Annotated in this window: 18 protein-coding genes and 5 pseudogenes; 10 read left to right on the top strand and 13 right to left on the bottom strand. The window is 65.7% G+C overall.

What is annotated here, in order from left to right:
- Positions 1–19: 19 nt before the first annotated feature.
- A pseudogene (locus tag ACETMP_RS04280) lies at positions 20–650 on the bottom strand (CvpA family protein).
- Between the two features lie 167 nt (positions 651–817).
- On the bottom strand, positions 818–2263 hold the full coding sequence (gene radA, locus ACETMP_RS04285; protein ID WP_375160012.1) for a DNA repair protein RadA: 1446 nt from the start codon (positions 2261–2263) through the stop codon (positions 818–820).
- Between the two features lie 193 nt (positions 2264–2456).
- Between radA and ACETMP_RS04290 the strand changes: the two genes are divergently transcribed.
- Both ACETMP_RS04290 and ACETMP_RS04295 read left to right on the top strand, forming a co-directional pair.
- Positions 2457–3605, top strand: a complete 1149-nt coding sequence (locus tag ACETMP_RS04290; RefSeq protein WP_375160013.1) for an ABC transporter substrate-binding protein — start codon at positions 2457–2459, stop codon at positions 3603–3605.
- A gap of 17 nt (positions 3606–3622) precedes the next feature.
- Positions 3623–5675: pseudogene (locus ACETMP_RS04295) on the top strand (putative bifunctional diguanylate cyclase/phosphodiesterase).
- Between the two features lie 10 nt (positions 5676–5685).
- Here the strand turns inward: ACETMP_RS04295 and ACETMP_RS04300 are convergent.
- The 3 genes from ACETMP_RS04300 to ACETMP_RS04310 form a co-directional block, all read right to left on the bottom strand.
- On the bottom strand, positions 5686–6411 hold the full coding sequence (locus ACETMP_RS04300; protein ID WP_375160014.1) for a sulfite exporter TauE/SafE family protein: 726 nt from the start codon (positions 6409–6411) through the stop codon (positions 5686–5688).
- A 196-nt stretch (positions 6412–6607) separates the two neighbouring features.
- Positions 6608–8845: a glycogen debranching protein GlgX gene (glgX, locus tag ACETMP_RS04305; RefSeq protein ID WP_375160015.1), complete on the bottom strand. Its 2238-nt coding sequence runs from the start codon at positions 8843–8845 to the stop codon at positions 6608–6610.
- 23 nt (positions 8846–8868) lie between these two features.
- On the bottom strand, positions 8869–9150 hold the full coding sequence (locus ACETMP_RS04310) for a DUF3606 domain-containing protein (protein WP_375160016.1): 282 nt from the start codon (positions 9148–9150) through the stop codon (positions 8869–8871).
- A 264-nt stretch (positions 9151–9414) separates the two neighbouring features.
- Here ACETMP_RS04310 and treZ point away from each other — a divergent pair, with 264 nt between their 5' ends.
- Positions 9415–11241 (top strand): malto-oligosyltrehalose trehalohydrolase, encoded by a 1827-nt coding sequence (gene treZ / locus ACETMP_RS04315; RefSeq protein ID WP_375160017.1) that lies wholly within the window; start codon positions 9415–9417, stop codon positions 11239–11241.
- 87 nt (positions 11242–11328) lie between these two features.
- Positions 11329–12105: a potassium channel family protein gene (locus ACETMP_RS04320; RefSeq protein WP_375160018.1), complete on the top strand. Its 777-nt coding sequence runs from the start codon at positions 11329–11331 to the stop codon at positions 12103–12105.
- A gap of 130 nt (positions 12106–12235) precedes the next feature.
- Here the strand turns inward: ACETMP_RS04320 and ACETMP_RS04325 are convergent, their stop codons facing one another.
- Entirely contained in the window at positions 12236–13006 is a 771-nt protein-coding gene (locus ACETMP_RS04325) for an exodeoxyribonuclease III (protein ID WP_375160019.1), read from the bottom strand.
- Positions 13007–13046: 40 nt separating this feature from the next.
- Here ACETMP_RS04325 and ACETMP_RS04330 point away from each other — a divergent pair, with 40 nt between their 5' ends.
- Entirely contained in the window at positions 13047–13268 is a 222-nt protein-coding gene (locus ACETMP_RS04330) for a cysteine rich repeat-containing protein (protein ID WP_028136857.1), read from the top strand.
- A gap of 142 nt (positions 13269–13410) precedes the next feature.
- Here the strand turns inward: ACETMP_RS04330 and alr are convergent, their stop codons facing one another.
- The 3 genes from alr to ACETMP_RS04345 all read right to left on the bottom strand — a co-directional run bounded on the left by alr (position 13411) and on the right by ACETMP_RS04345 (position 18386).
- A complete protein-coding gene (alr, locus tag ACETMP_RS04335) occupies positions 13411–14682 on the bottom strand; it encodes an alanine racemase (RefSeq protein WP_375160020.1) in 1272 nt (423 codons plus the stop codon).
- Positions 14683–14733: 51 nt separating this feature from the next.
- Entirely contained in the window at positions 14734–16239 is a 1506-nt protein-coding gene (locus ACETMP_RS04340; RefSeq protein WP_028136855.1) for a replicative DNA helicase, read from the bottom strand.
- An 896-nt stretch (positions 16240–17135) separates the two neighbouring features.
- Entirely contained in the window at positions 17136–18386 is a 1251-nt protein-coding gene (locus ACETMP_RS04345) for a class I SAM-dependent methyltransferase (protein WP_375160021.1), read from the bottom strand.
- A gap of 279 nt (positions 18387–18665) precedes the next feature.
- On the opposite strand from ACETMP_RS04345, the gene ACETMP_RS04350 reads away from it, so the two are divergent.
- The 3 genes from ACETMP_RS04350 (at position 18666) to ACETMP_RS04360 (ending at position 20751) form a co-directional block, all read left to right on the top strand.
- Positions 18666–19568, top strand: coding sequence for a hypothetical protein (locus tag ACETMP_RS04350; protein WP_375160022.1), 903 nt, complete (start codon positions 18666–18668; stop codon positions 19566–19568).
- A gap of 107 nt (positions 19569–19675) precedes the next feature.
- Positions 19676–20272: a TetR/AcrR family transcriptional regulator gene (locus ACETMP_RS04355; protein WP_375160023.1), complete on the top strand. Its 597-nt coding sequence runs from the start codon at positions 19676–19678 to the stop codon at positions 20270–20272.
- 11 nt (positions 20273–20283) lie between these two features.
- Entirely contained in the window at positions 20284–20751 is a 468-nt protein-coding gene (locus ACETMP_RS04360) for a PaaI family thioesterase (protein ID WP_375160024.1), read from the top strand.
- A gap of 115 nt (positions 20752–20866) precedes the next feature.
- On the opposite strand, the gene rplI is transcribed toward ACETMP_RS04360, so the two are convergent.
- The 4 genes and pseudogenes from rplI to rpsF form a co-directional block, all read right to left on the bottom strand.
- Positions 20867–21466 carry a 50S ribosomal protein L9 gene (gene rplI / locus ACETMP_RS04365; protein ID WP_028136849.1) on the bottom strand — a complete coding sequence of 200 codons (600 nt, stop codon included), beginning with the start codon at positions 21464–21466 and terminating at the stop codon, positions 20867–20869.
- Positions 21409–22497: a hypothetical protein gene (locus tag ACETMP_RS04370; RefSeq protein WP_375160025.1), complete on the bottom strand. Its 1089-nt coding sequence runs from the start codon at positions 22495–22497 to the stop codon at positions 21409–21411. Before ACETMP_RS04370 ends, rplI begins: the two co-directional genes overlap by 58 nt.
- A 132-nt stretch (positions 22498–22629) precedes the next feature.
- Positions 22630–22868: pseudogene (gene rpsR, locus ACETMP_RS04375) on the bottom strand (30S ribosomal protein S18).
- Between the two features lie 5 nt (positions 22869–22873).
- The gene (gene rpsF, locus ACETMP_RS04380; protein ID WP_126258271.1) at positions 22874–23374 is read right to left on the bottom strand and encodes a 30S ribosomal protein S6; all 501 of its coding nucleotides are present in this window, start codon (positions 23372–23374) and stop codon (positions 22874–22876) included.
- A gap of 337 nt (positions 23375–23711) precedes the next feature.
- Here rpsF and ACETMP_RS04385 point away from each other — a divergent pair.
- Both ACETMP_RS04385 and ACETMP_RS04390 read left to right on the top strand, forming a co-directional pair.
- Positions 23712–24417 (top strand): annotated as a pseudogene (locus tag ACETMP_RS04385) (TetR/AcrR family transcriptional regulator C-terminal domain-containing protein).
- A 3-nt stretch (positions 24418–24420) separates the two neighbouring features.
- Positions 24421–25448, top strand: a pseudogene (locus ACETMP_RS04390) (fatty acid desaturase family protein).
- Positions 25449–25518: the final 70 nt, after the last annotated feature.

Genomic DNA, 25518 nt, shown 5'->3' on the forward strand with positions numbered 1-25518 from the left:
GCGCCTCTCTTTAGGGGCATCAACGCGCCGCAGGTTTCTCGATCAGTTTCTTCAAACTGTCACGAGCAGGTTTACTGTATCCGTCGCCACTGCCCGAAGGCTGCTGCTCGGAATCAGCTTGATCATCATCTGGTTTGTTTTTCTTGAATCTTTTTAAGATGGTGTTCTCGGGGTCGTCAGGCAAGAGGGCCATCAGCCAATCGCCGGTTCCCTGCAGCACCACGCGGGACTTGGCGCCCGTGACCCAGTCCGGACGCTGCTTGTCCGGCACCAGCCAGGTGAAGAATAGGAACGCGACCACGACGATCAAAAGCCCGCGAGCCAAGCCGAACAGGAAACCGAGGGTGCGGTCGAGCGCGCCGATGCGCGAGATCCAGGATCATGTCGGAGATCCGCACCGTGATCACGGAGACCACGACCAGGGTGCCGATGAACACGCCCGCGACCACGACCACGCTCGCGACCGTGTCGTTGTTGAAATAGGTCTTGGCGGTCGGCAGCAGCTTCGAGAACGAATAGAGCGTCACGATCGCCGCCGCGCCCCAGGCCGCGATCGACAGGATTTCGCGCATGAAACCGCGGACCATGGCGAGCAGGCCCGAAATCAGCATCACACCCAGCAGGATCAGGTCGAGGATGGTTACTGGCATCGGCTGGTCTGGTCCGCTCGTACTTCAAAGGTGCTCTAGCGAATCGGTGCTTGGCCGCTGCCTTAAAAGAGGGGCAGACGGCGTTCCCGGCAAGGCCGCAACCACGCAATCCCATGCTGCTTTTGTGACGGCTGTATAGCGGCGGAGGCCTTCGGCGTCACCTCCGCCTAGCCCTCTCCGCGGCGGAATCTTGCCGGTGTGGCATTTTTCTCGGCCGGCGCGCTCGATTCGCCGCGGCGGGAGCCGCGAGCCGCGATCTCGGCCACCAGAGTCGTCAGGCTGTTGATCGCGTTCAGCGACAATCCGGCATCGCCGCCGCTCTCGCCGCGTGCCGATTCGGGCAGCACGGCGCGCTGAAAGCCGAGTTTGGCGGCTTCCTTCAGCCGGGCCGGGGTCTGCGCCACCGGGCGCACCACGCCGGACAGCGAGATCTCGCCGAAATAGACCGCATCGCTCGGCAATTGCGCGTTAACCAGGGACGACACCAGCGCCGCCGCCGCGGCGAGGTCCGCTGCCGGCTCGTGGATGCGCAGGCCGCCGGCGACGTTCAGATAGACGTCGTGGCCGGACAGCTTGACCCCGCAATGGGCCTCCAGCACCGCCAGCACCATCGAGAGCCGGCTCGGATCCCAGCCGACCACCGCGCGCCTGGGCGTGCCGAGCGAGGTCGGCGCCACCAGCGCCTGCAATTCCACCAGAACGGGCCGCGTGCCCTCGATACCCGCGAAGACTGCGGTGCCGGGCGTGCCGAGGTCGCGCTCGGACAGGAACAGCTCGGAGGGGTTGGTGACCTCGCGCAGGCCGAGGCCCGTCATCTCGAACACGCCGATCTCGTCGGTCGGGCCGAAGCGGTTCTTCACCGCGCGCAGGATGCGGAATTGCTGCGAGCCTTCGCCCTCGAACGACATCACGGCATCGACCATGTGCTCGACCACGCGGGGACCGGCAATCTGGCCGTCCTTGGTGACGTGGCCGACCAGGATGATGGCGGCGCCGGTTTTCTTGGCAAAACGGATCAGTGCCTGCGCCGAGGCCCGCACCTGGGTCACGGTCCCGGGCGCCGATTCCACCGTGTCGGTCCACATGGTCTGGATCAAATCGATCACGATGAGCCGGGGCACCGCGCCCTCCGACAGCGTCGAGACGATGTCCTCGACCGAGGTCTCGGCCGCAAGCTGCACCGGCGCGTCCGACAGCCCGAGCCGTTCGGCGCGCAGGCGCACCTGCGCGACCGCCTCTTCGCCGGAGATGTAGACGACGCGATGGCCGGCGCGCGCCAAGAGGCTGGTCGCCTGCGTCAGCAGCGTCGATTTGCCGATGCCGGGATCGCCGCCGACCAGCAGCACCGAGCCGCGGACGAAGCCGCCGCCGGTGACGCGGTCGAGCTCGGCCATGCCTGAGGACAGGCGCGGCGCATCCGGGCTCTTGCCGGAGAGGCTCTCCAGCGCGAATGTCCGCCCCTTGCGCTTGGAGCGGATCGACACCGGCACGCTGCCGCTGGTGTCCTCTTCCGCGAGCGTATTCCACTCGCCGCAGGACTCGCACTTGCCCTGCCAGCGGTTATAGGCCGCGCCGCAGTTCTGGCAGACGAAGGAAAGCGTGTTCTTGGCCATGGGACCGGTGAGTCGAGGTTTCGGCTTGCTGATAGCACGGAATGGCGGGGTGATCGCCGGCGCTTCGATGATCTCGGCGCGGCACGCCAGTTATACCTTTCATTAGCCCTGTACCGCTGTGACCGGGTGGATTTTGCGAAGTGTTAGCGGACGCGGGTCCAACTTCGGAACCATCTGGGGGCGGCGACGAGACATGACGAGATTCCTGCGAATATTGCTCGCTGCGGGCATGGCCTGTGGCGTTTTCGCGCCCGCCGGTGCCAGCCTTGCCAAGCCGCTCGAGATCGTCTTCGTCAATCCCGGCAAGTCCGGCGAGGTCTTCTGGGACATGGTCGGGCAGAGCATGCAGGCCGCCGGCCGCAAGCTCGACGCCCATGTCGAGGTGCTGACCAGCGAACGCAATTATCGCACCATGCAGGAGCTCGGCCTCGGCGTGCTGGCACGTCGCGACAAGCCCGATTTCCTCATCCTGTCGAACGAGGAATCCGCCGCCGTTCCGATCCTGGAGGCGGCCGAGGCTGCGGGCGTCAAGACGCTGCTGCTCTCGAACACGCTGATCGGCGAGGATGCCGCGCGTCTTGGACCGCCGCGGCAGAAGCTCAAGACCTGGCTCGGCGACATCACGACCGATCTCCAGACCGCGGGCGCGCGGATGGCCAACGCCCTGATCGCGACGGCGCGTGCCGAGAAATGGCAGAGCGCGGACGGCAAGATCCATATTCTCGGCATCGGCGGCGACGAGATCACGCCCGCTTCGATCGCGCGCAACGCAGGTCTCAAGCTGGCGGTGGATGCCGCCCCCGACGTCGTGGTGGACCGGCTGCTGTTCGCCAACTGGACGCAATCGGAGGCCGAGCGGGTCACCACGAACTATCTGGGCTGGGCCGCGCGCAAGGAGATCCGCCCCGCCGGCATCTGGGCCGGAAACGATCCGATGGCGCTCGGCGCGCTGCGCGCGGTGGTCGCCGCCGGCCTCATGCCCGGCCGCGACATCCAGCTGGTCGGCCTCAACTGGTCGGAGGATGCGCTGCGCGAGGTCGGGACAGGCCGCCTGCTGCTGACCGACGGCGGGCATTTCCTGCTCGGCGGCTGGTCGATCGTCCTGCTGCGCGATTATGCCGACGGCTGTGATTTCGCGGCGGTCTCGCCCCGGGTCGAGGTCAAGACGTCGGCGATCACCCGTCAAGATCTCGGCTCGGTCGGCGACCTCATCAAGACGCGTGCGTTCGACCGGATCGACTTCGCGCGCTTCCGGGCGAAGAGGGGGCGCTGCGGTCATTACGACTTCTCACTCGATGCGCTGATTTCGTCCCTGCCGCTTCCCGAAGGCGCCGCCGACTGATGCGCAAGGATGAGGCGATGACCGGTCCCGAACGCAACGACCAGGCCGCACCGCCGCGCTTGCGCTCGGTCGTTCGCGCCATGATCTGGGCCACGGTGCCCGTCCTGCTGCTGGTGCAATTGCTCGCCTCCGCCGGCGTCGAGGCTTCGAGCTTCTGGTCGCAGGTCAGGCAGCTCGACGCCCGCATGGCCCGCCTCGCCGAGAGCCGGGCCGAGCTGATCGCCGAGCCGCTCTGGAAGATGCGCTACGACCAGGTCACGGGCGTGCTCAACGAGATCATGCACGACGAGACCATCGCGGCGGCGGCCGTCTATGACGATACGGGCGCGGCGATTGCCCGCGTGGCGGCGCGCCCCGAACGCCACGCGGACCTGGAGGTCTCGCGTCCGATCCATTACAGCAACGGCAACATGGCCGTCGAGGCCGGCCGCATCGCGGTCGCCTATTCCAATGCGGCGCTCTACGCCGACGCCGGCAGCCGGCTGGTGCTGCTGCTTATCGTGGGCTTGCTCGCGACCTTTGCAACGCTGATCGCCATGCGGATCTCCGCGAACATCTTCATCGGCCGGCCGCTCGCCGCCATGATGTCGGCGATCCAGCGCAGCAAGCAGGACGGCCGGGCCTATCCGGCGGACGTCACATCCTCGAACGAATTCGGCCAGCTCGCGCGCGCCTTCAACGCCATGCAGCATACGACGTCAGGCGCGCTCGACCGGCTTGGACACATGGCCGCGCACGATCCGCTCACCGGGCTGCCCAACCGGCGCTCCCTGACCGAGCGCCTGGCGGTCGCGAGCCGCCATCGCGGCCGAGCGGACGCGCTGGTCGCGTTCTGCTTCATCGATCTCGACGACTTCAAGGGCATCAACGACACTTTCGGCCATGAGGCCGGCGACAGGCTCCTGGTTCAGATTTCCGAGCGTCTTCGCAGCGCGGTCGAAGCGGAGGATTGGGTCGCCCGGCTCGGCGGCGACGAATTCGTCGTCATCCGCCCCGAGGTGAGCAACGAGGCATCGGCGCACGCCTTCGCACAGCAGGTGCTGGCCGCCATTTCCGAGCCGATCCGGCTCCACGACAAGCAGGTGGTGCCGCGCGCCAGCATCGGCCTTGCCGTGCGCCGCGCCGACGATCCGGAGCTGTCGCATCTGCCGACGCTGGCCGACATCGCGCTCTATCATGCCAAGAGCAAGGCGCCGGGCACGGTCGCCGTGCTGGATGAAGCGCTTCAGCTCGACTACCGCCGCCGCAGGGATCTCGAGCTCGCCATTCCCGCCGGCTTTGCCGAGGGACAGTTCGAGGTCTGGTACCAGAGCCAGGTCGACCTCGAAAGCCACGAGATCGTCGGCCTGGAAGCCCTGATCCGCTGGCGCCATCCCGACCATGGCGTGATCGGTCCGGCCGAATTCCTGCCGCTGATCGAGCGCAGCGGCAACAATGGCAGGCTGACCCGCTACGTGCTGACCGATGCCTGCTGGGCACTGCAGCGCCTGGCCGCCGCCGGCCGGCCCGAGATCCGGGTCGCGATCAATCTGCCGCCGTCCGAGCTCGCCGACCATTCGCTCGCCACCGCGCTGCGCGCGACCTGCGCGCGCTTCGATGTTGCGGCCTCGCTGCTGGAGCTCGAGATCACCGAGGGCTCGCTGATCAACAACATCGCCAGCGCCGCCGAGACGCTGCATCGGCTGCGCCGCCTGGGTGCCACGATCGCGCTCGACGATTTCGGCACCGGCTACAGCTCGCTCGCGCATCTCAGGCGCTTCCCGCTCGACAAGGTCAAGATCGACAAGGCGTTCATCAGCGAGATTCCCGATAGCGCCGAAGACAAGGCCATCGTCGGCGTGATCGCATCGCTCGCCGGCACCCTGGGACTGACGCTGGTCGCCGAGGGCATCGAGCGCGCCGAACAGGCCGCGGCCATGCGCGAGATGGGGGTGAGGTTCGGGCAGGGCTATTTCTATCAACGACCGCAGCCGCTCGACGCCGTGCTGCGATGGCCTCGAGAGGCAGCCAGCGGTCGAGCGCCGCGTCCTCGCCGACAGTCCCCCGATCGCGCCCGAATTCGCCGCCTGAGCGCAGCTGGCTACGTCTGCGTCGCATTCCACAGCATGGAGAGCCCGGCCGCGATCATGATCGCGTCCATCAGCAGGCGGAACATGTCCGGCTTCAGGTGCAGCACGAAGCGCTTGGCGATGAAGGCGCCCGCCATCAGCGAGGCGCCCGCGACAAGACCCTTGACGAAGACCTCGCCGGTCAGCGCGCCGAAACGTTCGAAGGTCACCGACTTCGCGAAATAGAGGCCGAGCGAGGAGGCGGCTTCGGTGGCGAGGAAGGCGCCCTTCGAGAGGCCGTAGAACAGGAACAGCGGCACGCTGAGCGGGCCGGTCGAGACCACGATGCCGGTGAGATAGCCGATGATCGCGCCGCCGATCGCCAGATGCCAGAGATTGGCCTTCAAATCGTGCCGCGCCAGAAAGTGCCGGACCGGCACCATCGCGATCAGGAACACGCCGATGGCGAGATCGACGGCGTGCGAGGGCAGCGCCAGCAGCGTCCGCGCGCCGAGCACGGCGGCCGGAATGCCCGTGATCGAATACGCGGCGCAAGCCCGCCAATCGACCTCGCGCCACCAGGCCAGGATGCGCGAGAAGTTCGCCATCACGGACGCCACCGCCATGATCGGCACGGCCTCCTTCGGCCCGTAGGCATAGACCAGCACCGGCATCAGCATGATCGACGAGCCGGTGCCGACGATGCCTGAGATGGTGCCGGCGACGAGCCCGACGGCGAGGACGAAGAGAAAGGCCAAAGGCGGACGCTCCGGGAATCGGAGTAGTCTAGCCGGACGGGCCGGCGGGGGCGATGCCGGGCGCGGCTTGGTGTGCTTCCAGCGAAGGCGGAACTCCAAAGCGCGATGCGATCAGGATGAATCGTCATCGCGCTTTAGGTTATTGTTTAAGCATGATCTTTTCGGAAGACCACCGCGCACTTTTCCGGATCGTGCTTTAGCCGGGCAGCGGCGCTTCCACGACGTCAAGCAGGGCCCCGAGACCTTGTCGCAGGCGGCGCGTCGCCGCGCTCTCGGTGGCCAGGCCGAAGACGACGAGCGATCGTCCAGTCACGGCGTAAGCGTGGCCGAACTCGAACGCGGGCATCTGGGTCTCGGGCTGATTGGTATCGATCAGTCCCAGCCAGCGGCTTCCGTCGGTGACCGGCGGAAGTGTGAAGTTCACGACGTCGTAATGAGCGTTGTAGACCAGAAGCATCGTTGCGTCCGAGCCGCGGCGCTTGACGCCGGTCTCCTGGGCACGTCCGTCGAGCACCATGCCGAAGCACTTGGCGTTGCCGTCGTCCCATTGCTCGTTGGTCATCTCGTCGCCGGAGGGCGACAGCCAGGTCACGTCCTTGACGTCGAGCTCTTCATTGTGCGAGCCGACCAGAAACCGGCTGCGATAGAGGATCGGGAAGGCCTTGCGCGTCGCGATCAGCTTGCGTGTGAATTCACGAAGGCCGCGGCCGTTTGCCGTGATGCCCATCCAGTCGAGCCAGGTGGTCTCGTTGTCCTGGGCATAGGCGTTGTTGTTGCCGTTCTGGGTGTGCCCGAACTCGTCACCCGCCAGCAGCATCGGCGTGCCGTGGGACAGCAGCATGGTCGCGAGCAAGTTGCGCTTCTGGCGTTCGCGCAGCGCAATGATTTCGGGATCGTCGGTCGGTCCCTCGGCGCCGCAATTCCAGGAATGGTTGTTGCTGTGACCGTCGCGATTGTCCTCGCCATTCGCCTCGTTGTGCTTGTCGTTGTACGAGACGAGATCGTTGAGGTTGAAGCCGTCATGGGCCGTGACGAAGTTGACGCTGGCCCAGGGCCGGCGTCCGCGCTTGTTGAAGAGATCGCCGGATCCCGACACGCGCTTGGCGAAGTCCGCGATCGATCCCTCGTCGCCCTTCCAGAAGGCGCGCACGGTGTCCCTGAACTTGTCGTTCCACTCGGCCCATCCCGGCGGGAACTGGCCGACCTGATAACCGCCCGGGCCGATGTCCCATGGCTCCGCGATCAGCTTGACGCTGGAGAGCACCGGATCCTGGCGGCAGGCGTCGAGGAAGCCACCGCCTTCGTCGAAGCCATAGGGCTCACGTGCCAGAATGGTGGCGAGGTCGAAGCGGAAGCCGTCGACCCGCATCTCCGTTGCCCAATAGCGCAAGGAATCCGCAACCAGCTGAAGCACCCGCGGATGCGACAGGTTCACCGTGTTGCCGGTGCCGGTATCGTTGATGTAGTAGCGCTTCTGGTCCGGCAGCAGGCGGTAATAGCTGGCGTTGTCGATGCCCTTGAACGACAGCGTCGGACCGAGCTCGTTGCCTTCCGCGGTGTGATTGTAGACGACGTCCAGGATGATCTCGATGCCATGGGCGTGGAACTGGTTGACCATTTCCTTGAACTCGTTCGCGAACGGCGTCTTCAGATAACGCGGCTCCGGCGCGAAGAAGGCGATGGAATTGTAGCCCCAGTAATTGCGCAGACCCTTATCGACCAGGTAGCTGTCATCGACGAAGGCGTGGATCGGCAGCAGCTCCGCGCTGGTGATCCCGAGCGAGCGCAGATAAGCGGGGATTTCCCAATGCGCGAGCCCCGAGAACGTGCCGCGGTCTGCTTCGGGCACCAGCGGATGCCGCTGCGTGAAGCCCTTGACGTGCATCTCGTAGACGATCGTCCGCTCCCAGGGCACTTCAGGCTTGCGCGCCGCGCCCCAGGTGAAGGCGGGGTCGATGACGCGGCACTTCTGCATCAACGGTGCGCTGTCGCGCTCGTCGAACGAGAGGTCCTTGTCGGCGTGATCGAGCCGGTAGCCGAACAGCTCGGGTCCCCAGCGCAATTGTCCGATCAGCTGCTTGGCGTAGGGATCGAGCAGGAGCTTGTTGGGATTGAAGCGGTGGCCGGCATCAGGCTCGTACGGCCCATGGACGCGATAGCCGTAGACGGTGCCGGGACGGGCCGAGGGCAGATAGCCGTGCCAGACTTCGTCGGTGTATTCCGGAAGCTCCACCCGCTCGAGCTCGGTCTCGCCGTCGTCGTCGAACAGGCAGAGTTCGACCTTGGTGGCGTGAGCCGAGAACAGCGCGAAATTGACGCCGAGACCATCCCAGGTGGCGCCGAGCGGAAACGGTTTGCCCTCGGTGATCCGCGATCGGCGCAGGCTCGACGCCGCCCGCGTCAGGGCGTCGTCCGGGTGCGTCTTTTGGTCCATGTCTGCCCCCGATGACGATCCGGTCAGGACGTCGGCGTTGTTGCTGGTAGTTCAGTCGCGGCCTGTTCGGCAGCCGTTGCCGAGACGATCACGGCCGCCGGCGGCACGTCGGCAGGCTTGGCCAGGACGCTGGCGCGCTGCTGGGCGGCCTCCTTGCTGATCGCGGCGATTGAATTGCCGATCCGCCCGACGATCGCGGTCAACTCGGCATCGGACAGGCCCGACCGCTTTCGGACGAGGCGCATCTGGACGCGGTCGGTCAGGTCGAGCTTGTTGCGGGTCGGCTTTGGTGTCGAGCGGCGCATGGCGGCAACTCCTGCATGATCGTAACCATCGCGCGATGATTCCGTTCCAGTTGCCCGGCGAACGGCGCCCGCCGGCGTCGGCCGCGCCGACCGAGGGATCGAGACGGCAAGGCCGCCCCATGCCGGGCTCACGTCCATGGCGAGGAACGAATGAGTGCACGCCCGCTTTTCATTCGCGGGCATCCTTGAAGCGATCGGAACGTCTCGCTCAAACCGCATTCGCCAATGCATGCCTGCGAGCATGTGTGTGAAAGGCGGACAGATTTGATTCGGACACTGGGAATAGCCGGGCAGGCCCGGCGCCACGGCGCTCAGATCGTCGATGATGGCGTCAGCTTCAACCTCTGGGCGCCGAGGGCCCGATCGGTGGAGATACTGGAGACCGGCCGGCCGCCGCGTCGGATGTCGCGCGATGACGACGGCTGGTATCAGATGCTCAGCCCGACCGCGCATGCCGGCACGCGCTATCAGTTCAGGATCAACGAGGACCTGATCGTCCCGGACCCTGCCTCCTTCTTCCAGCCGGATGACGTCGGCGCGGCAAGCGAAGTCGTCGATACGGCGGCGCTGCGGGATCCCGTCCCTTATCCGGGGCGTCCATGGGCGGAGGCCGTCATCTACGAGTTGCACATCGGCACCTTCAGCGAGGAGGGGACCTATGCGGGCGTCGAGAAGCGGCTGCCTTATTTGCGCGATCTCGGCATCACCGCGATCGAGCTGATGCCGGTCAACGATGTCCCCGGCCGGCACAATTGGGGCTATGACGGCGTGCTGCTGAACGCGCCCAATGCCCGCTACGGCAGCCCGCAGGATCTCAAGCGGCTGTTGCGAGCAGCCCACGCGCTCGACATCATGGTCTATCTCGACGTGGTCTATAACCACTTTGGTCCGCAGTTGAACTACCTGCACAGCTACGCGGACAACTTTTTCAACAAGCGTCACACCACCGGCTGGGGACCTGCGGTCAACCTGGAGGGACGCGACGGCGCTTTCGTGCGCGAGTTCCTGGTCGAGAATGCCTTGATGTGGTTGCGCGACTACGGCTTCGACGGGCTGCGCTTCGATGCCGTCCACGCGCTGAAAGACGATTCCGATCGGCATTTCCTCATCGAGCTTGCCGAGACCGTCAGGCACGACTTGCCGGGCCGGCGCGTGCATCTGATGCTGGAGAATGAAGCCAATCAGGCGCACCTGCTCGATCGCGTAGCAGGACGTCCGAAATATTACGACGCCCAATGGGGCGACGATTTCCACAATGCGCTTCATGTCCTGCTGACGGGGGAAGACGAGGGATATTACCGCGCGTTTGCGGACAAGCCGCTCGAGCACCTGGCGCGATCGCTCACCGAGGGTTTTGCGTACCAGGGTGAAGTCTTTGCCCTTCACAACGAGCAGCGCGGCGAGCCAAGTGCCCATCTGCCGCCGGAAGCCACGATCTTCTTCGCGCAGAACCACGATCAGATCGGCAACCGGGCTCTGGGTGAGCGACTGTCACGATTGGTCGGCCCGGACAGGCTCGGCCAGGCGATGGCGCTGGTCCTGCTCAATCCGCACATTCCCATGCTGTTCATGGGTGAGGAAGCCGCCGTCGAAACGCCGTTCCTGTTCTTCGCAGACTGGACCGGAGAAGCTGCCGAGTTGACGCGGGAAGGGCGGCGCAGGGAGTTTTCGCACTTCAAGGCGTTTTCGACCCCCGAAATGCGCGCCAGGATTCCGGACCCGTGCGACGAGGGGACCTTTCAGGCCTCGAAGCTTGACTGGAGCAGCATCGATCATTCTCCCGGTTGCGCGGGCTTTCGGGCCTTGACCACGCGATTGCTGACGATCCGGCGCGAGAGGATCGTGCCGCTGATCGAGCAAGGTTTCGTTTCCGCGCAGCGTGAGCTGATCGGCGCCGATCCTCGTCAGGGCGCGATTGACGTGCGCTGGCAGACGAGGAGGGGAGAGACCCTGCAGATCGTCGCCAACTTCGCCGGCCATTCGCTGCCGATGCCGGGTTTGGTTGCCGGCGAATGCCTGTGGCGGGGCGGTCCGGCGGACGAACCAGCGCTCCTGCCGGGCGACATCATTGTACGAGTTGGTCAGGCATGACCGGCGGAATCCCGGCCTGATGGCGGTACGATCCTGCGGCGCCGGCTGCCGGTTGCAATCATCCGTGCAAACCGCAATCATGAGGGAGTGACCGTCTCGTCTCTCAGAAGCACCGTCCGCCGCCTGTACGAGGGCGCAACGCCGAGCGGCGTGCGCTTCCGCTATACGCTGCTCGCGTTCGATATCGTGACGGTGTTGTTCATCATTGCCACCTCGTTCCTACATCCCAGCGAGATCATCGAGACGCTCGATATTCTGTTCGGCCTGCTGCTGCTGGCCGACTTCTCGGCACGGCTCCTCGTCGGCCGGCATCCGTTCCGGAGGTTCCGTCAGCTCGCGACCTGGGCCGACATGGTTGCGATCGTGTCCTTCCTCGCGCCGCTTGCCGGCGAAGCTGGCGGCTTTCTCCGGATCCTGCGGACGCTGGGGCTGCTTCGCGACTATCAGATGCTGGTGCGACTGCGCATCGATTCTCCGTTCTTCCGTCGCAACGAAGACGTGATCTTCGCCGTCACCAACCTCGCCGTTTTCATCTTCGTCATGACCGGGATCGTTTACGAGACCCAGAAGTTTCGCAACGATCAGATCCACAATTATGCCGATGCGCTGTATTTCACGGTCACGGCGCTGACGACGACCGGCTTCGGAGACATCACCCTGCCGGGTACGCTCGGTCGTCTCATCACCGTCGTGATCATGATCTTCGGGGTCACCCTGTTCTTCAATCTTGCTCGCGCGCTGCTCAGTCCCAACAAGGTGCGGTTTTCGTGTCCGGCCTGCGGGCTCCAGCGGCACGATGCCGACGCTGTGCATTGCAAGGCTTGCGGCAAGCTTCTCAATATTCCGGACGAAGGCGCGGTGTGAGGCGCGTCTGTGGGAATGATGCCGTTGGACCCATCCCGTGACGAGCCGAAATCGGGGGCGCTAACCCATTGAATCGACTGGGGCCGGCTACTGTGCATGGGGTTGTTTTTGATATTTTGGGCATGGGCCGTCACCGCAGCACCACCCATGCCGGCGCGTGATCGCTGGCCCCTTCCTCGCCGCGCACCTTCTTGTCGACGCCAGCCTTCGCCAGCCGTGAGGCCAGGGCAGGGCTGAGCAGGAGATGATCGAGCCGCAGGCCCGCATCGCGCGGCCACCGGTTCCGCTTGTAATCCCAGAACGTGTAGATGCGCTTGTCCGGATGCAATTCGCGGATCGCATCGCACCAGCCTTGCGAGACCAGCGAGGCATAGGCCGCGCGGCTCCTGGGCTGGACCAGCGCATCCTTGTCCCATGAGCGCGTCGGATAGATGTCGATCTCGGTGGGCGCGACGTTGTAGTCGCCGGCGAGCACGACGGGCAGATCCTGCTTGATGAAAGTGTTGGCGTGACGCTTGAGGCGCCCGAACCAGTCGAGCTTGTAGTCGAATTTCGGTCCCGGTTGCGGATTGCCGTTGGGCAGATAGATGCTGGTGACGATGATGCCGCGCACGGCCGCCTCGATGTAGCGGGCGTCGTGATCGCCAGGTCTTCCGGGCAGGCGATCGCGGGTCAGGATGGGCGCGGCGTTGCGGGCGAGGATGGCGACCCCGTTCCAGGTCTTCTGTCCGCGCCACACCGCGCCATAACCGACTTTTTCGATCGCTGCTGCCGGAAATTCGCCATCACTTGCCTTCAATTCCTGAAGCGCGACGACATCGGGCTTCGCCGCGCGCAGCCATGCCAACAGGTTGGGCAGGCGGCGGTTGATGTTGTTGATGTTGAATGTCGCGATCTTCATGTAGAGCTGCCGGCTCCTGCCTTCCGTATCCGGAGACACAATGTCCAAGTTGAACTTTGCCGCTATCGTCGCAGCTGTCGCGCTCTCCGGGCTCGCGTCGGCACAATCGTCCGACCCGCGCGGTGCGTGCAAGGCAGATTACGACAAATTCTGCGCCGGCATCGCGCCCGGTGGCGGCCGCGTGGTCGCCTGCCTCACCGATAAGCGCGATCAGCTCAGCGCGACCTGCAAAGAGGCGCTCGACAACAGGAAGAAGAAGTAAGCGTTCCGAGTCCCGGACGCGCGAAGCGCGAGCCGGGACGCAGAAGTCATACGATCGGATGCAGAGAGACGGGCCCCGGCTCTGCGGCGCATCGCTGAAGAAGCGCTGCGCCGCGTCCGGGCCACGAGAGTCCCTATCGGAATTAGCCCGGCAGCGGCGGCGGGGGCTGCTCGATTGGCGGCGGGGCGGGCGGTGGCTCGGCTCCGGTCACGGCAGCCGGCTTCACCAGCGGCTCCTCCACATTGCCGCCCTTGTAGATGCGCGCATAGCGGTGGCCGAGGCTGGTCAGCACCTCATAGCCGATGGTGCCGAAATGATGCGCGAGCTCGTCGACGGTGATGCCCTCGCCGAGCAGCGTCACCATATGGCCGCGCCGCGCCGCGTTCGGCGGCAGATCGGTGATGTCGACCGCGATGAGGTCCATGGAGATGCGCCCCGCGACCGGGCAGCGCTTGCCGGCGACGATGACCTCGGCGCCGCGGGTGCCGTCATTGGAGCTGGCAGCGCGGAAATAGCCGTCGGCGTAGCCGACTGCGATGATCGCGAGCTTGGTCGGCCGCCGCGCGGTCCAGGTGCCGCCATAGCCGACGCTCTCGCCGCGCTCGATGCTGCGGGTCTGCACGATACGCGCCTTGAGATCGACCACCTGCTGCATCGGATTGTCGGCCTCCGGCGTCGGGTTGACGCCGTAGAGCGCAGCTCCCGGCCGCACCAGGTCGAACTGGAAGGGCGCGCCCAGGAAGATGCCGGAGGAATTGGCGAGCGCGGCCGGCACGCCGGCGAATTCGCTGGCGATGCTGCGGAAGGCGGCGAGCTGCCGGGCGTTCACCGGGCTGTTGAGCTGCTCGGCCGAGACCAGATGGCTCATCACCAGCGTGATGCCGTGATCGCCGGCGTTGATGCGGGGAATGATGGCCTGCGCTTCGGTCAACGTCAGGCCGAGCCGGTTCATGCCGGTGTCGATGTGGATTGCAGCCCCTCCGTTCCAGCCGGTGCGGCGGCAGAACACGTCCCATTCGGCGAGCTCGTTGAGATCGCCGATCACCGGGCGGCAATTGATCCTGGCGTAGTGCTCGCCGGTGTTCTGGAAATAGCCGCCGAGCACGTAGATGGTGGGCTCGGGAACGGCGGCGCGCACCTTGCGCGCTTCCTCGATGGTGGCGACGAAGAAGGTCTTGCAGCCGGCCTTGTTCAGCGCACGCGCGACCTCGGCGGCGCCGCAGCCATAGGCGTCGGCCTTGATCACCGCCGAGCATTCGGCCGGCACCGCCGTCTTCTCGAGCTTGCGCCAATTGGCGATGACAGCATCGAGATCGACGGTCAGGATGCCGCCATAGGCGGCGAGCGCGGCGGCCTGGTTGGCCTCGGCAGAGAGAAGGCCGGATTGCGAAAGGGATTTTGGGTCGGACGCCATTGTCATGGCGCCGTTTTACGCAAGAGACCCGCGCGGTTCAACCCGGGGAACCTAGTAGTCGCTGCTGCGGTCCGGCAGCTGGCCGTCATGCGCGAGGTCGCCGAAGCGGGTGACCGAGGCGTCGAAGTGCAGCTCGACCGTGCCGGTCGGACCGTGACGCTGCTTGCCGATGATGACTTCGGCGCGGCCGACCGTGCGCTCCATGTCGGCCTGCCATTTGGCGTGTTCCTCGGTGCCGGGGCGGGGCTCCTTCATGGCGAGGTAATATTCCTCGCGGAACACGAACAGCACGACGTCGGCGTCCTGCTCGATCGAGCCGGATTCACGCAGGTCCGACAGCTGCGGCCGCTTGTCGTCGCGCGATTCGACCTGACGCGACAGCTGCGACAGCGCGATCACGGGGACGTTGAGCTCCTTGGCCAGCGCCTTCAGGCTGGTCGTGATCTCGGTGATTTCCTGGACGCGATTGTCGCTTCGCTTGCCTGAACCCGAGAGCAGCTGGATGTAATCGATCACGAGCAGATCGAGGCCCTTCTGCCGCTTCAGCCGCCGCGCGCGCGCCATCAGCTGTGCGATCGACAGGCCGCCGGTGGCGTCGACGTAAAAGGGCAGCGACTGCAACTCGATCGAGACCTGGCGGATCTTCTCGAAATCGGCTTCCGTGATGCCGCCGCGGCGGATGTGGGACGAGGGGATGCCGGTGCGCTCGGCGACGATACGCGTCGCAAGCTGGTCAGCCGACATTTCGCACGAGAAGAACCCGATCACGCCGCCGTTGGCGGCCTTCATGGTGCCGTCGGCCTGAAGCTCCGGCACATAGGCCTTGGCGACGTTGTAGGCGATGTTGGTCGCCAGCGACGTCTTGCCCATGCCGGGACGTCCCGCCACGATGATGAGGTCGGAATGCTGCAGGCCGCCCATCTTGGTGTCGAGGTCGCGCAGGCCCGTGGAGATGCCCGACAGCTTGCCGTCGCGCTGGAATGCTTTGGCCGCGAGATCGACCGCGACCGTCAGCGCCTGCGAGAATTTCTGGAAGCCGCCGTCATAGCGGCCGGATTCGGCGAGTTCGTAAAGCTTGCGCTCGGCGTCCTCGATCTGCGCCCGCGGCTGGAAGTCGACCGGGGCGTCATAGGCAACGTTGACCATGTCTTCGCCGATGCCGATCAGGTCGCGCCGGAGCGACAGGTCGTAGACGGTGCGGCCGTAATCCTGGGCGTTGATGATGGTGGTCGCTTCGGCGGCAAGCCGCGCCAGGTATTGCCCGATGGTCATGCCGCCGACATCGGTGTCGGCGGGCAGGAACGTCTTCAGCGTGACGGGCGTCGCGATCTTGCCCATCCGGATCAGGCTGCCGGCGGTCTCGAAGATGGTCTGGTGCAGCGGCTCGAAGAAATGCTTCGCCTCCAGGAAGTCGGAGACGCGGTAGAAGGCATCGTTGTTGACCAGGATCGCGCCCAGAAGGCTCTGTTCCGCCTCGATATTGTGCGGTGCGCTCCGATAGGCGGGAGTTCCGGCATCGGGCGCGAGTTTGAGAACGTTCGAATCAGTCAGGGCCATGGTCGGACGTGCTTAGCAATTTTCTTGGGCGGATGCGGGGCCGGGATAAAGCGCCGCCGGAGGTCAAAGCGGAAGCGAAAGCTGGCCGCTATCAACTGCTCAGTGAAAGTGGTGGATGACTGGCAGCCCCGGCACGCGCCGCGCTTGACGGATTTTTGCGGAACCGGCCCCCGGCCTGAATTGGCCGCGACCGCGCCACGGAAAAATCCTGAAACCGTGAACTTTATGGATTGGCGCGCAGACGTACCAAGAGGCGCGCGATATGCGCACGCTGGCCGCTTTCGGCTCGGCTTCAGACCAGCAGGAGGTAGACCAGCGCAACCAGAGCCGCCCCGACGCCGGTGGCGATCAGGGCGTAATCGGTGCGGAGGTCGTCCTGCACGTCAAGCGAGGTTTGGGTCTCTTTGCTCATGGCGACGATCTAGGCCAAGGCCGACCAGACTTATGTGAAGTGGATCACATCTTCCCGGATATTTTCGGGGGTAGGAGCGGAACAGGCGGACGGGACGGGAATTGTCTCCCGCGGTCCGCCACAGGGAACGAGGCAAGCGATGCGGCCAGAACGGCAGCCCGAGACTTGGCAGTCCCAGACTTGGCAGTCCCAGACTTGGCAGTCCCAGACTTGGCAGTCCCAGACTTGGCAGTCCCAGACTTGGCAGTCCCAGACTTGGCAGTCCCAGACTTGGCAGTCCCAGACTTGGCAGTCCCAGACTTGGCGGAGCGAGGCGGGTAGCCGGCGTTGGCTGTCCGGGCTGATTGCGGCCATGGAGCACGCTGAACGGCCCGACGTGCGTCGCCAGCCGGTCGCACCCGAAATCCTCTTGGAACTGCGGGCGCAACTGGCGTTGACGGCTCTGGTCCGGTTTCCCCGGATTTCGACCCTGCATCACTAGGATCTATTCACCAGCCAATTTGAGCTTCGGCCCAGCCACGCCCTCGCGAGCGCGCAGCCGGGCTTCTTCGCGCGGCAAGTAGTCACGGGTCATCGGCACCACGCCCTGGCGGCGTGCGAGCTGGATCTGGAAATTCATCATGGCTTGCTTGCGGAACGTCATCTCGCAGGCCGCCAGATAGAATTCCCACATCAGCGCGAAGCGCTCGTCGTAGAGCTGCACGGCCTCCTCGCGCCGCGCCATGAAACGTTCCCGCCAGGCTTTCAGCGTTTCCGCGTAGTGCAGGCGCAGGATCTCGATGTCGCAGACCAGCAGGCCGGCGCGCTCGATCGCCGGCAGCACTTCCGACAAGGCCGGGATGTAGCCGCCGGGGAAGATGTATTTGGCGATCCAGGGGTTGGTCGAATCCGGGCCCTGTGAGCGGCCGATCGAATGCAGCAGCATGATGCCGTTCTCGCTGAGCAGCTCGGCGCAGCGCTGGAAATAGGTATCGTAGAAGCCGGCGCCGACATGCTCGAACATGCCGACCGAGACGATGCGGTCGAACGGGCCTTCGGCATCGCGATAGTCCTGGAGCAGGAATCGGGCCGAGCCGGACAGGCCCTTTTCCGCCGCGCGCGCATTGGCGATCTGCAATTGCTCGGTCGACAGCGTCACGCCGGTGACATCGGCGCCGGTGGTCTCGGCGAGATAAAGCCCGAGCCCGCCCCAGCCGGAGCCGATGTCGAGCACGCGCTGTCCAGGCCTGACGAGCAGCTTGGCGGCGATGTGCCGCTTCTTGGCGAGCTGCGCGTCGTCGAGCGTCGTCTCCGGCGTCTCGAAATAGGCGCAGCTGTATTGCTTGTCGGCGTCAAGGAAGAGCGAATACAGCCGGGCGTCGAGATCGTAATGATGCGCGACGTTGCGGCGGGAACGCGAGCGCGGATTGAATTGCTTCAGGTGCCGCGTCAGGTAGCGCAGGTGCCACCAGGGCCGTGCCCACTGCGGCAATAGGTCGGGTTGATCGAGCAGGATCGCGAGGGCATCAGCTATGGTGCCGCGTTCGACGACGAACTCGCCGTCCATATAGGCCTCGCCGAGCCCGAGCTCGGGATTGACGAGGATCTTCCGCTCCGCCTCCGCGGTGACGAAGCGCACCGCCACCGGCTCGCCGGTGCCGTCGCCGACGGTGAATTTCGATCCACTGGAGCCGGTCACCGTCATCGACCCGCGGCGGATGAATTGAGACAGGAATTTACGCAACAATCGGTCCATCGCCACCTTCCTCTCGAGCGAACCCCAAGAGATGCGACTAACCCGGCCTTCACATCGGACGCTCAGGTCCCGCTCTGGTTCCTATGCGTTTGCATCCAAATCTAGGGATGGCGGCGCGGCTGCGCTATTGCGCTGTGTTCACAGCCGATATTCCAAAAGGGCTTAATCACATCCTTGCGCGCGGAGGCTGCTTCCATTCGCGGCTCAATCGGATAAAAGGTGACCCGCCGCCGCGCCGGAGGCCGGCTGCACCTCTCGGAATCAATGGAGATGTTGGGAATGTCGAGCCGAGCGCTCAGCCTCGCGACGGTGCTGCTTCTGATCGGCTTCGGCGCGACCGATACCGTCTTTGCGCAGCCGACAGATCTCGAGGCCGGCAAGACCCCGTCCCAGCTTTTCGCCCAGACCTGCAACGCCTGCCACAAGAGCCCACGCGGGCTTCTGAAGACCGTCGCGCCGGGTTCGCTGCCGGGCTTCCTGCGCCAGCATTACACCACGAGCTCGGACATGGCGGGCGTTCTTGCCTCCTATCTCGTCTCCAACGGTGCCACCGACACCCGCTACCAGGCCAAGGACGGCAAGAAGGACGGCGCCAAGGACAAGGACGCGAGCAGCAATCCCGAGCCTCAGGGCCGTCGCCCGCGCGCCCAGGACGCCAGGCCGGACGGCGAGGCTGCCGCGCCCGCGGCCGAGGGCGCCCGCCAGAAGCGTGCGACACGGCCGGCCGAGGACGGCTCGAAGCCCGAAGCACAGGCTGCGCCCGAGGGGCGCAAAGGCAAACGCCGCGACAAGCCCGGTACCGAGGAGGCGCCGAAGGCCGACGCCGTCGCGCCAACAGCTGACGAGAAGAAGAGCGCGCCGGAGCCGAAGCCGGACGCGGCCAAGGTCGAGCCCGGCCGCGACGAGACCAAGCCCGACAGCGCCAAGGTCGAACCCCGCAGCGAGACCCCGGCGGTACGGCCCGATCCTGTCCCCCCGGTAACGCCCGCTGCACCGGCGGCCGCGAAGCCTGCCGAGCCGGCTGCGTCCAAGTCGGCGGAAGAGGCAGCTCCCAAGCCTGCTGCGCCGGCCGCCAGCTCTGAACCGGCGGCCAAGCCGCAAGAACCGGCATCGCCCGCCGCGACCGCGCCTGCCGCGCCGGCCGGGTCGTCCGGCCCGCCAGCGCCGCCGATCTCGCGCTAAGCCAGCCCGTTTTCCGCCCGACATGCGGAGGCCGCGTTCGTCGTGGCCTCCGCATCGTATTGACGGCATTAGAGTGCCACTCTAGAGTAATGCTCTAGGAGGCGCCGATGGCGGCGAGCGTGCGAGACGACCTGTTGGCAGCCGGGCTGGCCGTGTTCGACCGCGTCGGCTTCGAAGCCGCGACGGTGGCCGCGATCCGTGCCCGGGCACGGGCTTCCAATGGCAGCTTCTTTCACGCCTTCGGCTCAAAGAAGGAGCTTGCCGGTGCGCTGTTCCTGGAGGTCTTGCGGCACTATCACGCCGCGGTGCTGGCCGCGCTCGATCCTGTGCCCGCGGCGGAGCAGGGCATCGATCGGCTGATCCGGGCACATCTTGATTGGGTCGTGACCAGCCGGCGCGAGGCGCGCTACCTGTTCGAGATCTCGCGCAGCGAATGGGGCGAGGACGTCCGCGACGCCCAGCGCGCGCAGAATGCACGCCTTGCCGACGGCATCGAGCGCTGGCGCGCGCCGCTGGTTGCCAACGGCGAGCTCTTGCCGATGACGCCGGCGATGTTCGTCAGCCAGCTCATCGGTCCGGCGCAGATTTTCTGCCGCGCCTTCCTGTCGGGACGCGACCGCGCCGATCCGCGCGCCGAGGCCGACACGCTGATCGCCTGCGCCATCCGTGCGCTACGGCCACACGATCGCATCAACAAGCACTAAGGAGAGATTGCATGCGCGCCGAAGCAGATCCGGAATTCGCGGCCGTTGCCGAGCACATTCATGCCAATGTCGGCCGGCAGGGCTTCATGAACCTGGTCGGCGCCGAGCTGTCGGAATTGACGCGCGGCACCTGCACGATTGCCGTGGATCGCCGGCCGGAGCTGCTGCAGCAGCACGGCTTCTTCCACGGCGGCGTCACCGCCTTCCTGGTCGACAACGCCACGACGATCGCAGCCGCCACCTCGCGCGGCCAGCCGGCGCTGACCGCGGAATACAAGCTCAACCTGTTGTCGCCCGCGGTCGGCGAGAAGCTGATCTGCCGTGCCCGGGTGATCAAGCCGGGTCGTCAGGTCTCGGTCGTTGCCGCCGACGTGTTCTGCGTCAGCGGCGGCGTCGAGAAGCACACGGCAACGGCGCTGGCCTCGATCGCGATGTTGAGCGAGGACGCTGCCGCCAAAACGAAAAGCCCGGCCGCCTGAGGCAGCCGGGCTTGTGTGGGGCTCGTCATTCCGGGGCGATGCGCAGCATCGAACCCGGAATCTCGAGATTCCGGGTCTGGTCCTTTGGACCATCCCGGAATGACGACATTTGAACTTACTTCTCTTCCGCGGCCGGCGCCGGCGCGACCTCGTCGTGCTCGGCTTCCGGATCGAAGAACTCGCCGGCGGCTGCGATCGCCTCGGCGGCCGCGTCGCGGTCCTCGTTGCGGGTCGAGATGTCCTCGCCGCGGTTGATGCGCTCGGCCTCGTCCTGGCTGCGCGCAACCGTGACGGTGATCTCGACCTCGACCTCGGGGTGAACGGCAACGATGACCGTGTGCTTGCCGATGGTCTTGATCGGCGCGTCGAGCTGCACCTGCGGACGGTCGAGGTGGACGCCGTCGGCCTCGAACGCCATGACGATGTCGCGCACCGTGACCGAGCCGAACAGCTGGCCGGCTTCGGAAGCCTGGCGGATCACGATGATGTTCTTGTCCTTGATCTTCTCGGCGACCTTGGACGCTTCGCCCTTGGCCTGGAGGTTGCGGGCCTCGAGCTCGGCCTTCATGCCGTCATACTTGGCACGGTTGTCGGCGGTGGCACGCAGCGCCTTGCCGCGCTTGAGCAGGAAATTGCGGGCGTAGCCGTCGCGAACCTTCACGACTTCGCCCATCTGGCCGAGCTTGTTGACGCGTTCCAGCAAAATGACTTCCATATTCGTTCTCCTATTGAAGTGCTCTGTGGGTTTTCGGTTTTCGGGTTGAACTCAGGGGTCGGCAGCGGTGGCGGCTGCTGCCGGCTGCGCAGGAAGCGTTCGCGGAAGCCGAACATGGCGTCCGCAAGGCCGAGGATCACCATTGCGATCACGGGCCATCCGAACACGACCACGACGGCATAGGTCGAGCCGAGCCAGAACGTGCGGCTCTTCAGCGCCAGCGTGAGGGTGTGCAGCACCGCGAAGCCGGTCAGCGCATAGCCAATCATCAGCGCCGCCGCGGTGATCTGAGCGACGATCGCGACGAGCCCGCCGGTGAAGCAGAAGGCGAGCGCGACGCAGAGCGCCACCAGCGTCATCGGCGGCAGCTCCGCCGTCTTCAAGTCCGGCCACGGGCGCCGCAGCCGGCCCGACGTGGCGGTGATCTTGGCGCTGAGCCAGAGGTTCAGGGTCAGTGTCAGCATCGCGATGATGGTGGCCCCGGCCGGTGCCATGCGCACCAGCGCGTCGACGAACTGACCGGCTTCGCCGGAGCTTTGCGGGTCGGTGGCGCGGAGGAGGCGCATCAGGCCGCGCCGCAACGTGCCGAGGATGGTCTCGGCGTCGGTCCCGAGCGTAAGCAGGGCAGCCATCGTGGTCAGCGCGGCAAAGCCGGCGAGCCACAGCAGGATGCGGCCGACCGGATACCATTCGAGCTCAGGTGCGGCGGCTGGTTCGGCGGCGGCGTTTGGCGCGACAGCTCCCACGGGACGGCTGAGCAGGGCGAGATGGCCGAGCCACCAGGCCGGCAGTGCGACGGTGAGGGCGAATGCGATGCCATAGGGCAGGCCGAACAGCGCGCCGAGGCCGATCGCAGCAGCGATGCCGCCGAGGCTGGCGCAAAGCGGTCCCCAGCCGATCGCGGCGACCATCAGCGGCAGTGGAGCGAGATAGAACAGGACGAGCGAGATCAGCGCGCCCGAAATGATCGAGGCGAACATCAGGGCCGACGCAGCGCCGGCGATCAGGCCAATCAGTGCAAAAGCCATCATCAGCTGTCCCGCTCCCTTCGAGCGGTTAGAGGCTCGTCTGCCCCAACCATCGGCGACCGGACGACCCGGAAGCCTTATGAGTTCGAAAAAGTTGCGACCGGCGGCTCGGGGCCGCCGGCCGGATTGGTCGTGTTAGCGAATGACGTAGGGCAAGAGGCCCAGGAACCGCGCGCGCTTGATGGCGCGGGCGAGCTCACGCTGCTTCTTCGCGGACACTGCCGTGATGCGGCTCGGCACGATCTTGCCGCGCTCGGAGACGTAACGCATCAGGAGCTTGGAGTCCTTGTAGTCGATCTTCGAGCATTGGCGCCCGTGAACGGGCAGCTCTTGCGACGACGGAAAAACGGGCGGCGTGCACCAGCTTCAGCCATTGTTCTTACTCCCCATCCGTCGTGGTTTCAGCTTCTTCGCGCGGACGGCGCGGGCCGCGGTCGCCGCGGAAGCCACCACCGTCGCGATCGCCACCACGGAAACCGCCCTCGCGGTCGCCACGGAAGCCGCCTTCACGCTCGCCGCGGAAGCCGCCGCCACGGTCGTCACGCTCGCGATCGCGGTCGGCCTTGCGCATCATCGCGGACGGACCTTCCTCGAGCTCCTCGACGCGGACGCTGAGATAGCGGATCACGTCTTCGCTGATGCGCTCCTGGCGCTCGATCTCGGCGATCGCCGCGGACGGCGCGTCGATGTTGAGCAGCACGAAGTGCGCCTTGCGGTTCTTGTTCATGCGGTAGGTGAGGGAGCGCACGCCCCAATTCTCGGTCTTGGTGACCTTGCCGCCGAGACCCTCGACGATCCCGGTCATCTGCGCAGTCAGCTCTTCGACCTGCTGCGTGCTCGCGTCCTGACGCGCGAGAAAAACATGCTCATAAAGAGCCATGGTGGTCCTTTCCTCATGTTGGCGCATCGCCCGGCGTCAAGCCCTTAAGAGGCCTTCGGAAAGGACTCTGGGATTAAGCTCAGAAGGCGGAAACACGGGACGACGGGCCGACTGGCCCTGCCACACCAAAATCACGAAGGATTTGCTGAGACCGTCCGTTCAGCTCCCGGCCGGGGTCTGCGGATGCGCGCCTTATACGGATTTTGGCGGAGATGGCAAGGTTCGAGCCCCGAGCTTTCGGCCGACACGGGGGCGGCCGGGGCAGCCAATCCACCCTCCCATACCAGCTTGACCTATTTGTTTGTATGTCATACAAATAATGGATCGGGAGGACTTGATGGCGGGTGAATCGATTCAGGCTCCGTTCGAGGCGTCGGCGGGCGATCCGAAGCACGCCGCGCGCGCGACACGGTCGGCCGGCCGCAAGATGCGCTCGCTGCTACTGGATGCGGCCAGTCCGCTGTTCCGGGAGCGGGGGCTGTCGGGCACGGCGATCACCGACATCGCGGCCGCGGCCAACGCATTTCCCAGCCAGATCACCTATTACTTCCGCACCAAGGAGGCGCTGTTCGTCGAATGCGCCTGCCGCGAGCTCCTGTATCTGGCGCGTGCGACCGAGCAGGCGGCGCTGACCGCGCGGACGCCGCGGGACTACACGCACGCGCTGGCGCAGACCGTGACGGCGCGCGATTCAGTCGCCTTCTTCGCCGAGGCGCTGACATTGACGCGGCGCCGCCAGGATCTTGCGCCCCTCGTCGAGCGCACCATCGAGCGCCTGCACGGCGAGGGCGCGCGCGCCTATGCGAGCCCAGGTGGCACGGCACGGCTGGCGCTCGCTGCGTGCGCCCGACGAAAGCTCGCGGCGGTTCTGGGCCGTCGCCATCGGCGTCATTCTCGAAGGCCATGCGATGGGCCGCTCGCCCGAGGAACTCTGCGCCGAGATGCTGCGGGTGCTTGGCGAGCAGGCGAAATCTACCGACACGACGCGCCTGCGCCTTGTCGAGGAGCGTGATGCAACGACCACGCCGGACGAGGAGAGCTAGGCCATGACCGCGCTTCGCATGCGTGCCCGTGATTTCCTGACCGACGACCAACTTGCCGACGTGCGCCGGCGTGTGACCTGGAAGGGCGTTGCGCTGATCGCGCACGCCTGGGCGCTGATCATTGGTGCGATGGCCTTGGTCGCGTGGTGGCCCAATCCGGTCACCTATGTCCTCGCCGTCGCGATCATCGGCTCGCGCCAGCTGGGCCTCGCGATCCTGATGCATGACGGCGCGCATGGCTGCCTGTCCGCCGACGAGAAGACCAATCTGGCCCTGAGCCAATGGTTTTGTGCCTATCCGCTGTTTGCGGAGACGCGCAGCTACCGTCGTTACCACCTGCAGCACCATGCGCGCACGCAGCAGGAGGATGATCCCGATCTCGTGCTGTCGGCGCCGTTTCCGATCACGAAGCTGAGCTATCGCCGCAAGTTCATTCGCGACATCACCGGACAGACCGGCTACCAGCAGCGCAAGGCGCAGCTGCTCAACGCGCTTGGCGCGAGGGACTGGCCGTGGCGCCAGCGCCTCACTCATTTCTGGGACAAGCTCGGTCCGCAATGCATCGTCAATGCACTGATGTTCGCCGCGTGCGCGGCGGCGGGCGTGTGGTTGGCCTACCCGCTGTTATGGCTGGTGCCGCTCTTGACCTGGATGATGGTCATCACCCGCATCCGTAACATCGCCGAGCACGCCGTCGTCCCCGACAGCAGCGATCCCTTGCGCAACACCCGCACCACGCATGCCGGTTTTCCTCGAAGCGGCTGTTCATCGCGCCGTACTACGTGAACTATCACCTTGAGCATCATCTCTTGTTCTACGTGCCCTGCTATAATCTGCCGAAAGTGCATCGGCTGCTGAGCGCGAGCCGCTATGCCGGCCGCATGGAGGTGCAACCGGGCTACGCCGCGGTGCTGCGGCTGGCGACGGCGAGGCCCGATCGGGATGACCGGCGGGGTGAGTTGGTGAACAGCGCGCGCCGTGCGCAGGCGGGGGCGAAGGTCGACGCCAACCAGACTGCCGGCGGGTTTTGAGCCTGCGTATCCCCAGTTGAATGCCGGCCGGGGTTCCCATCGCGGCTTGACAGTCCGGCCCCTGACAGTG

It is taken from the genome of Bradyrhizobium dasycarpum (genome assembly GCF_042019905.1).
Taxonomy (GTDB): Bacteria; Pseudomonadota; Alphaproteobacteria; order Rhizobiales; family Xanthobacteraceae; genus Bradyrhizobium; species Bradyrhizobium japonicum_B.

Coding starts and splice junctions, on each gene's coding strand:
- radA (WP_375160012.1), bottom strand. CDS start 2,263: ATGGCCAAGAACACGCTTTCCTTCGTCTGCCAGAACTGCGGCGCGGCC.
- rpsF (WP_126258271.1), bottom strand. CDS start 23,374: ATGGCTCTTTATGAGCATGTTTTTCTCGCGCGTCAGGACGCGAGCACG.
- rplI (WP_028136849.1), bottom strand. CDS start 21,466: ATGGAAGTCATTTTGCTGGAACGCGTCAACAAGCTCGGCCAGATGGGC.
- ACETMP_RS04325 (WP_375160019.1), bottom strand. CDS start 13,006: ATGAAGATCGCGACATTCAACATCAACAACATCAACCGCCGCCTGCCC.
- alr (WP_375160020.1), bottom strand. CDS start 14,682: ATGGCGTCCGACCCAAAATCCCTTTCGCAATCCGGCCTTCTCTCTGCC.
- ACETMP_RS04330 (WP_028136857.1), top strand. CDS start 13,047: ATGTCCAAGTTGAACTTTGCCGCTATCGTCGCAGCTGTCGCGCTCTCC.
- ACETMP_RS04370 (WP_375160025.1), bottom strand. CDS start 22,497: ATGATGGCTTTTGCACTGATTGGCCTGATCGCCGGCGCTGCGTCGGCC.
- glgX (WP_375160015.1), bottom strand. CDS start 8,845: ATGGACCAAAAGACGCACCCGGACGACGCCCTGACGCGGGCGGCGTCG.
- ACETMP_RS04345 (WP_375160021.1), bottom strand. CDS start 18,386: ATGGACCGATTGTTGCGTAAATTCCTGTCTCAATTCATCCGCCGCGGG.
- ACETMP_RS04290 (WP_375160013.1), top strand. CDS start 2,457: ATGACGAGATTCCTGCGAATATTGCTCGCTGCGGGCATGGCCTGTGGC.
- ACETMP_RS04355 (WP_375160023.1), top strand. CDS start 19,676: ATGGCGGCGAGCGTGCGAGACGACCTGTTGGCAGCCGGGCTGGCCGTG.
- ACETMP_RS04360 (WP_375160024.1), top strand. CDS start 20,284: ATGCGCGCCGAAGCAGATCCGGAATTCGCGGCCGTTGCCGAGCACATT.
- ACETMP_RS04340 (WP_028136855.1), bottom strand. CDS start 16,239: ATGGCCCTGACTGATTCGAACGTTCTCAAACTCGCGCCCGATGCCGGA.
- ACETMP_RS04350 (WP_375160022.1), top strand. CDS start 18,666: ATGTCGAGCCGAGCGCTCAGCCTCGCGACGGTGCTGCTTCTGATCGGC.
- ACETMP_RS04310 (WP_375160016.1), bottom strand. CDS start 9,150: ATGCGCCGCTCGACACCAAAGCCGACCCGCAACAAGCTCGACCTGACC.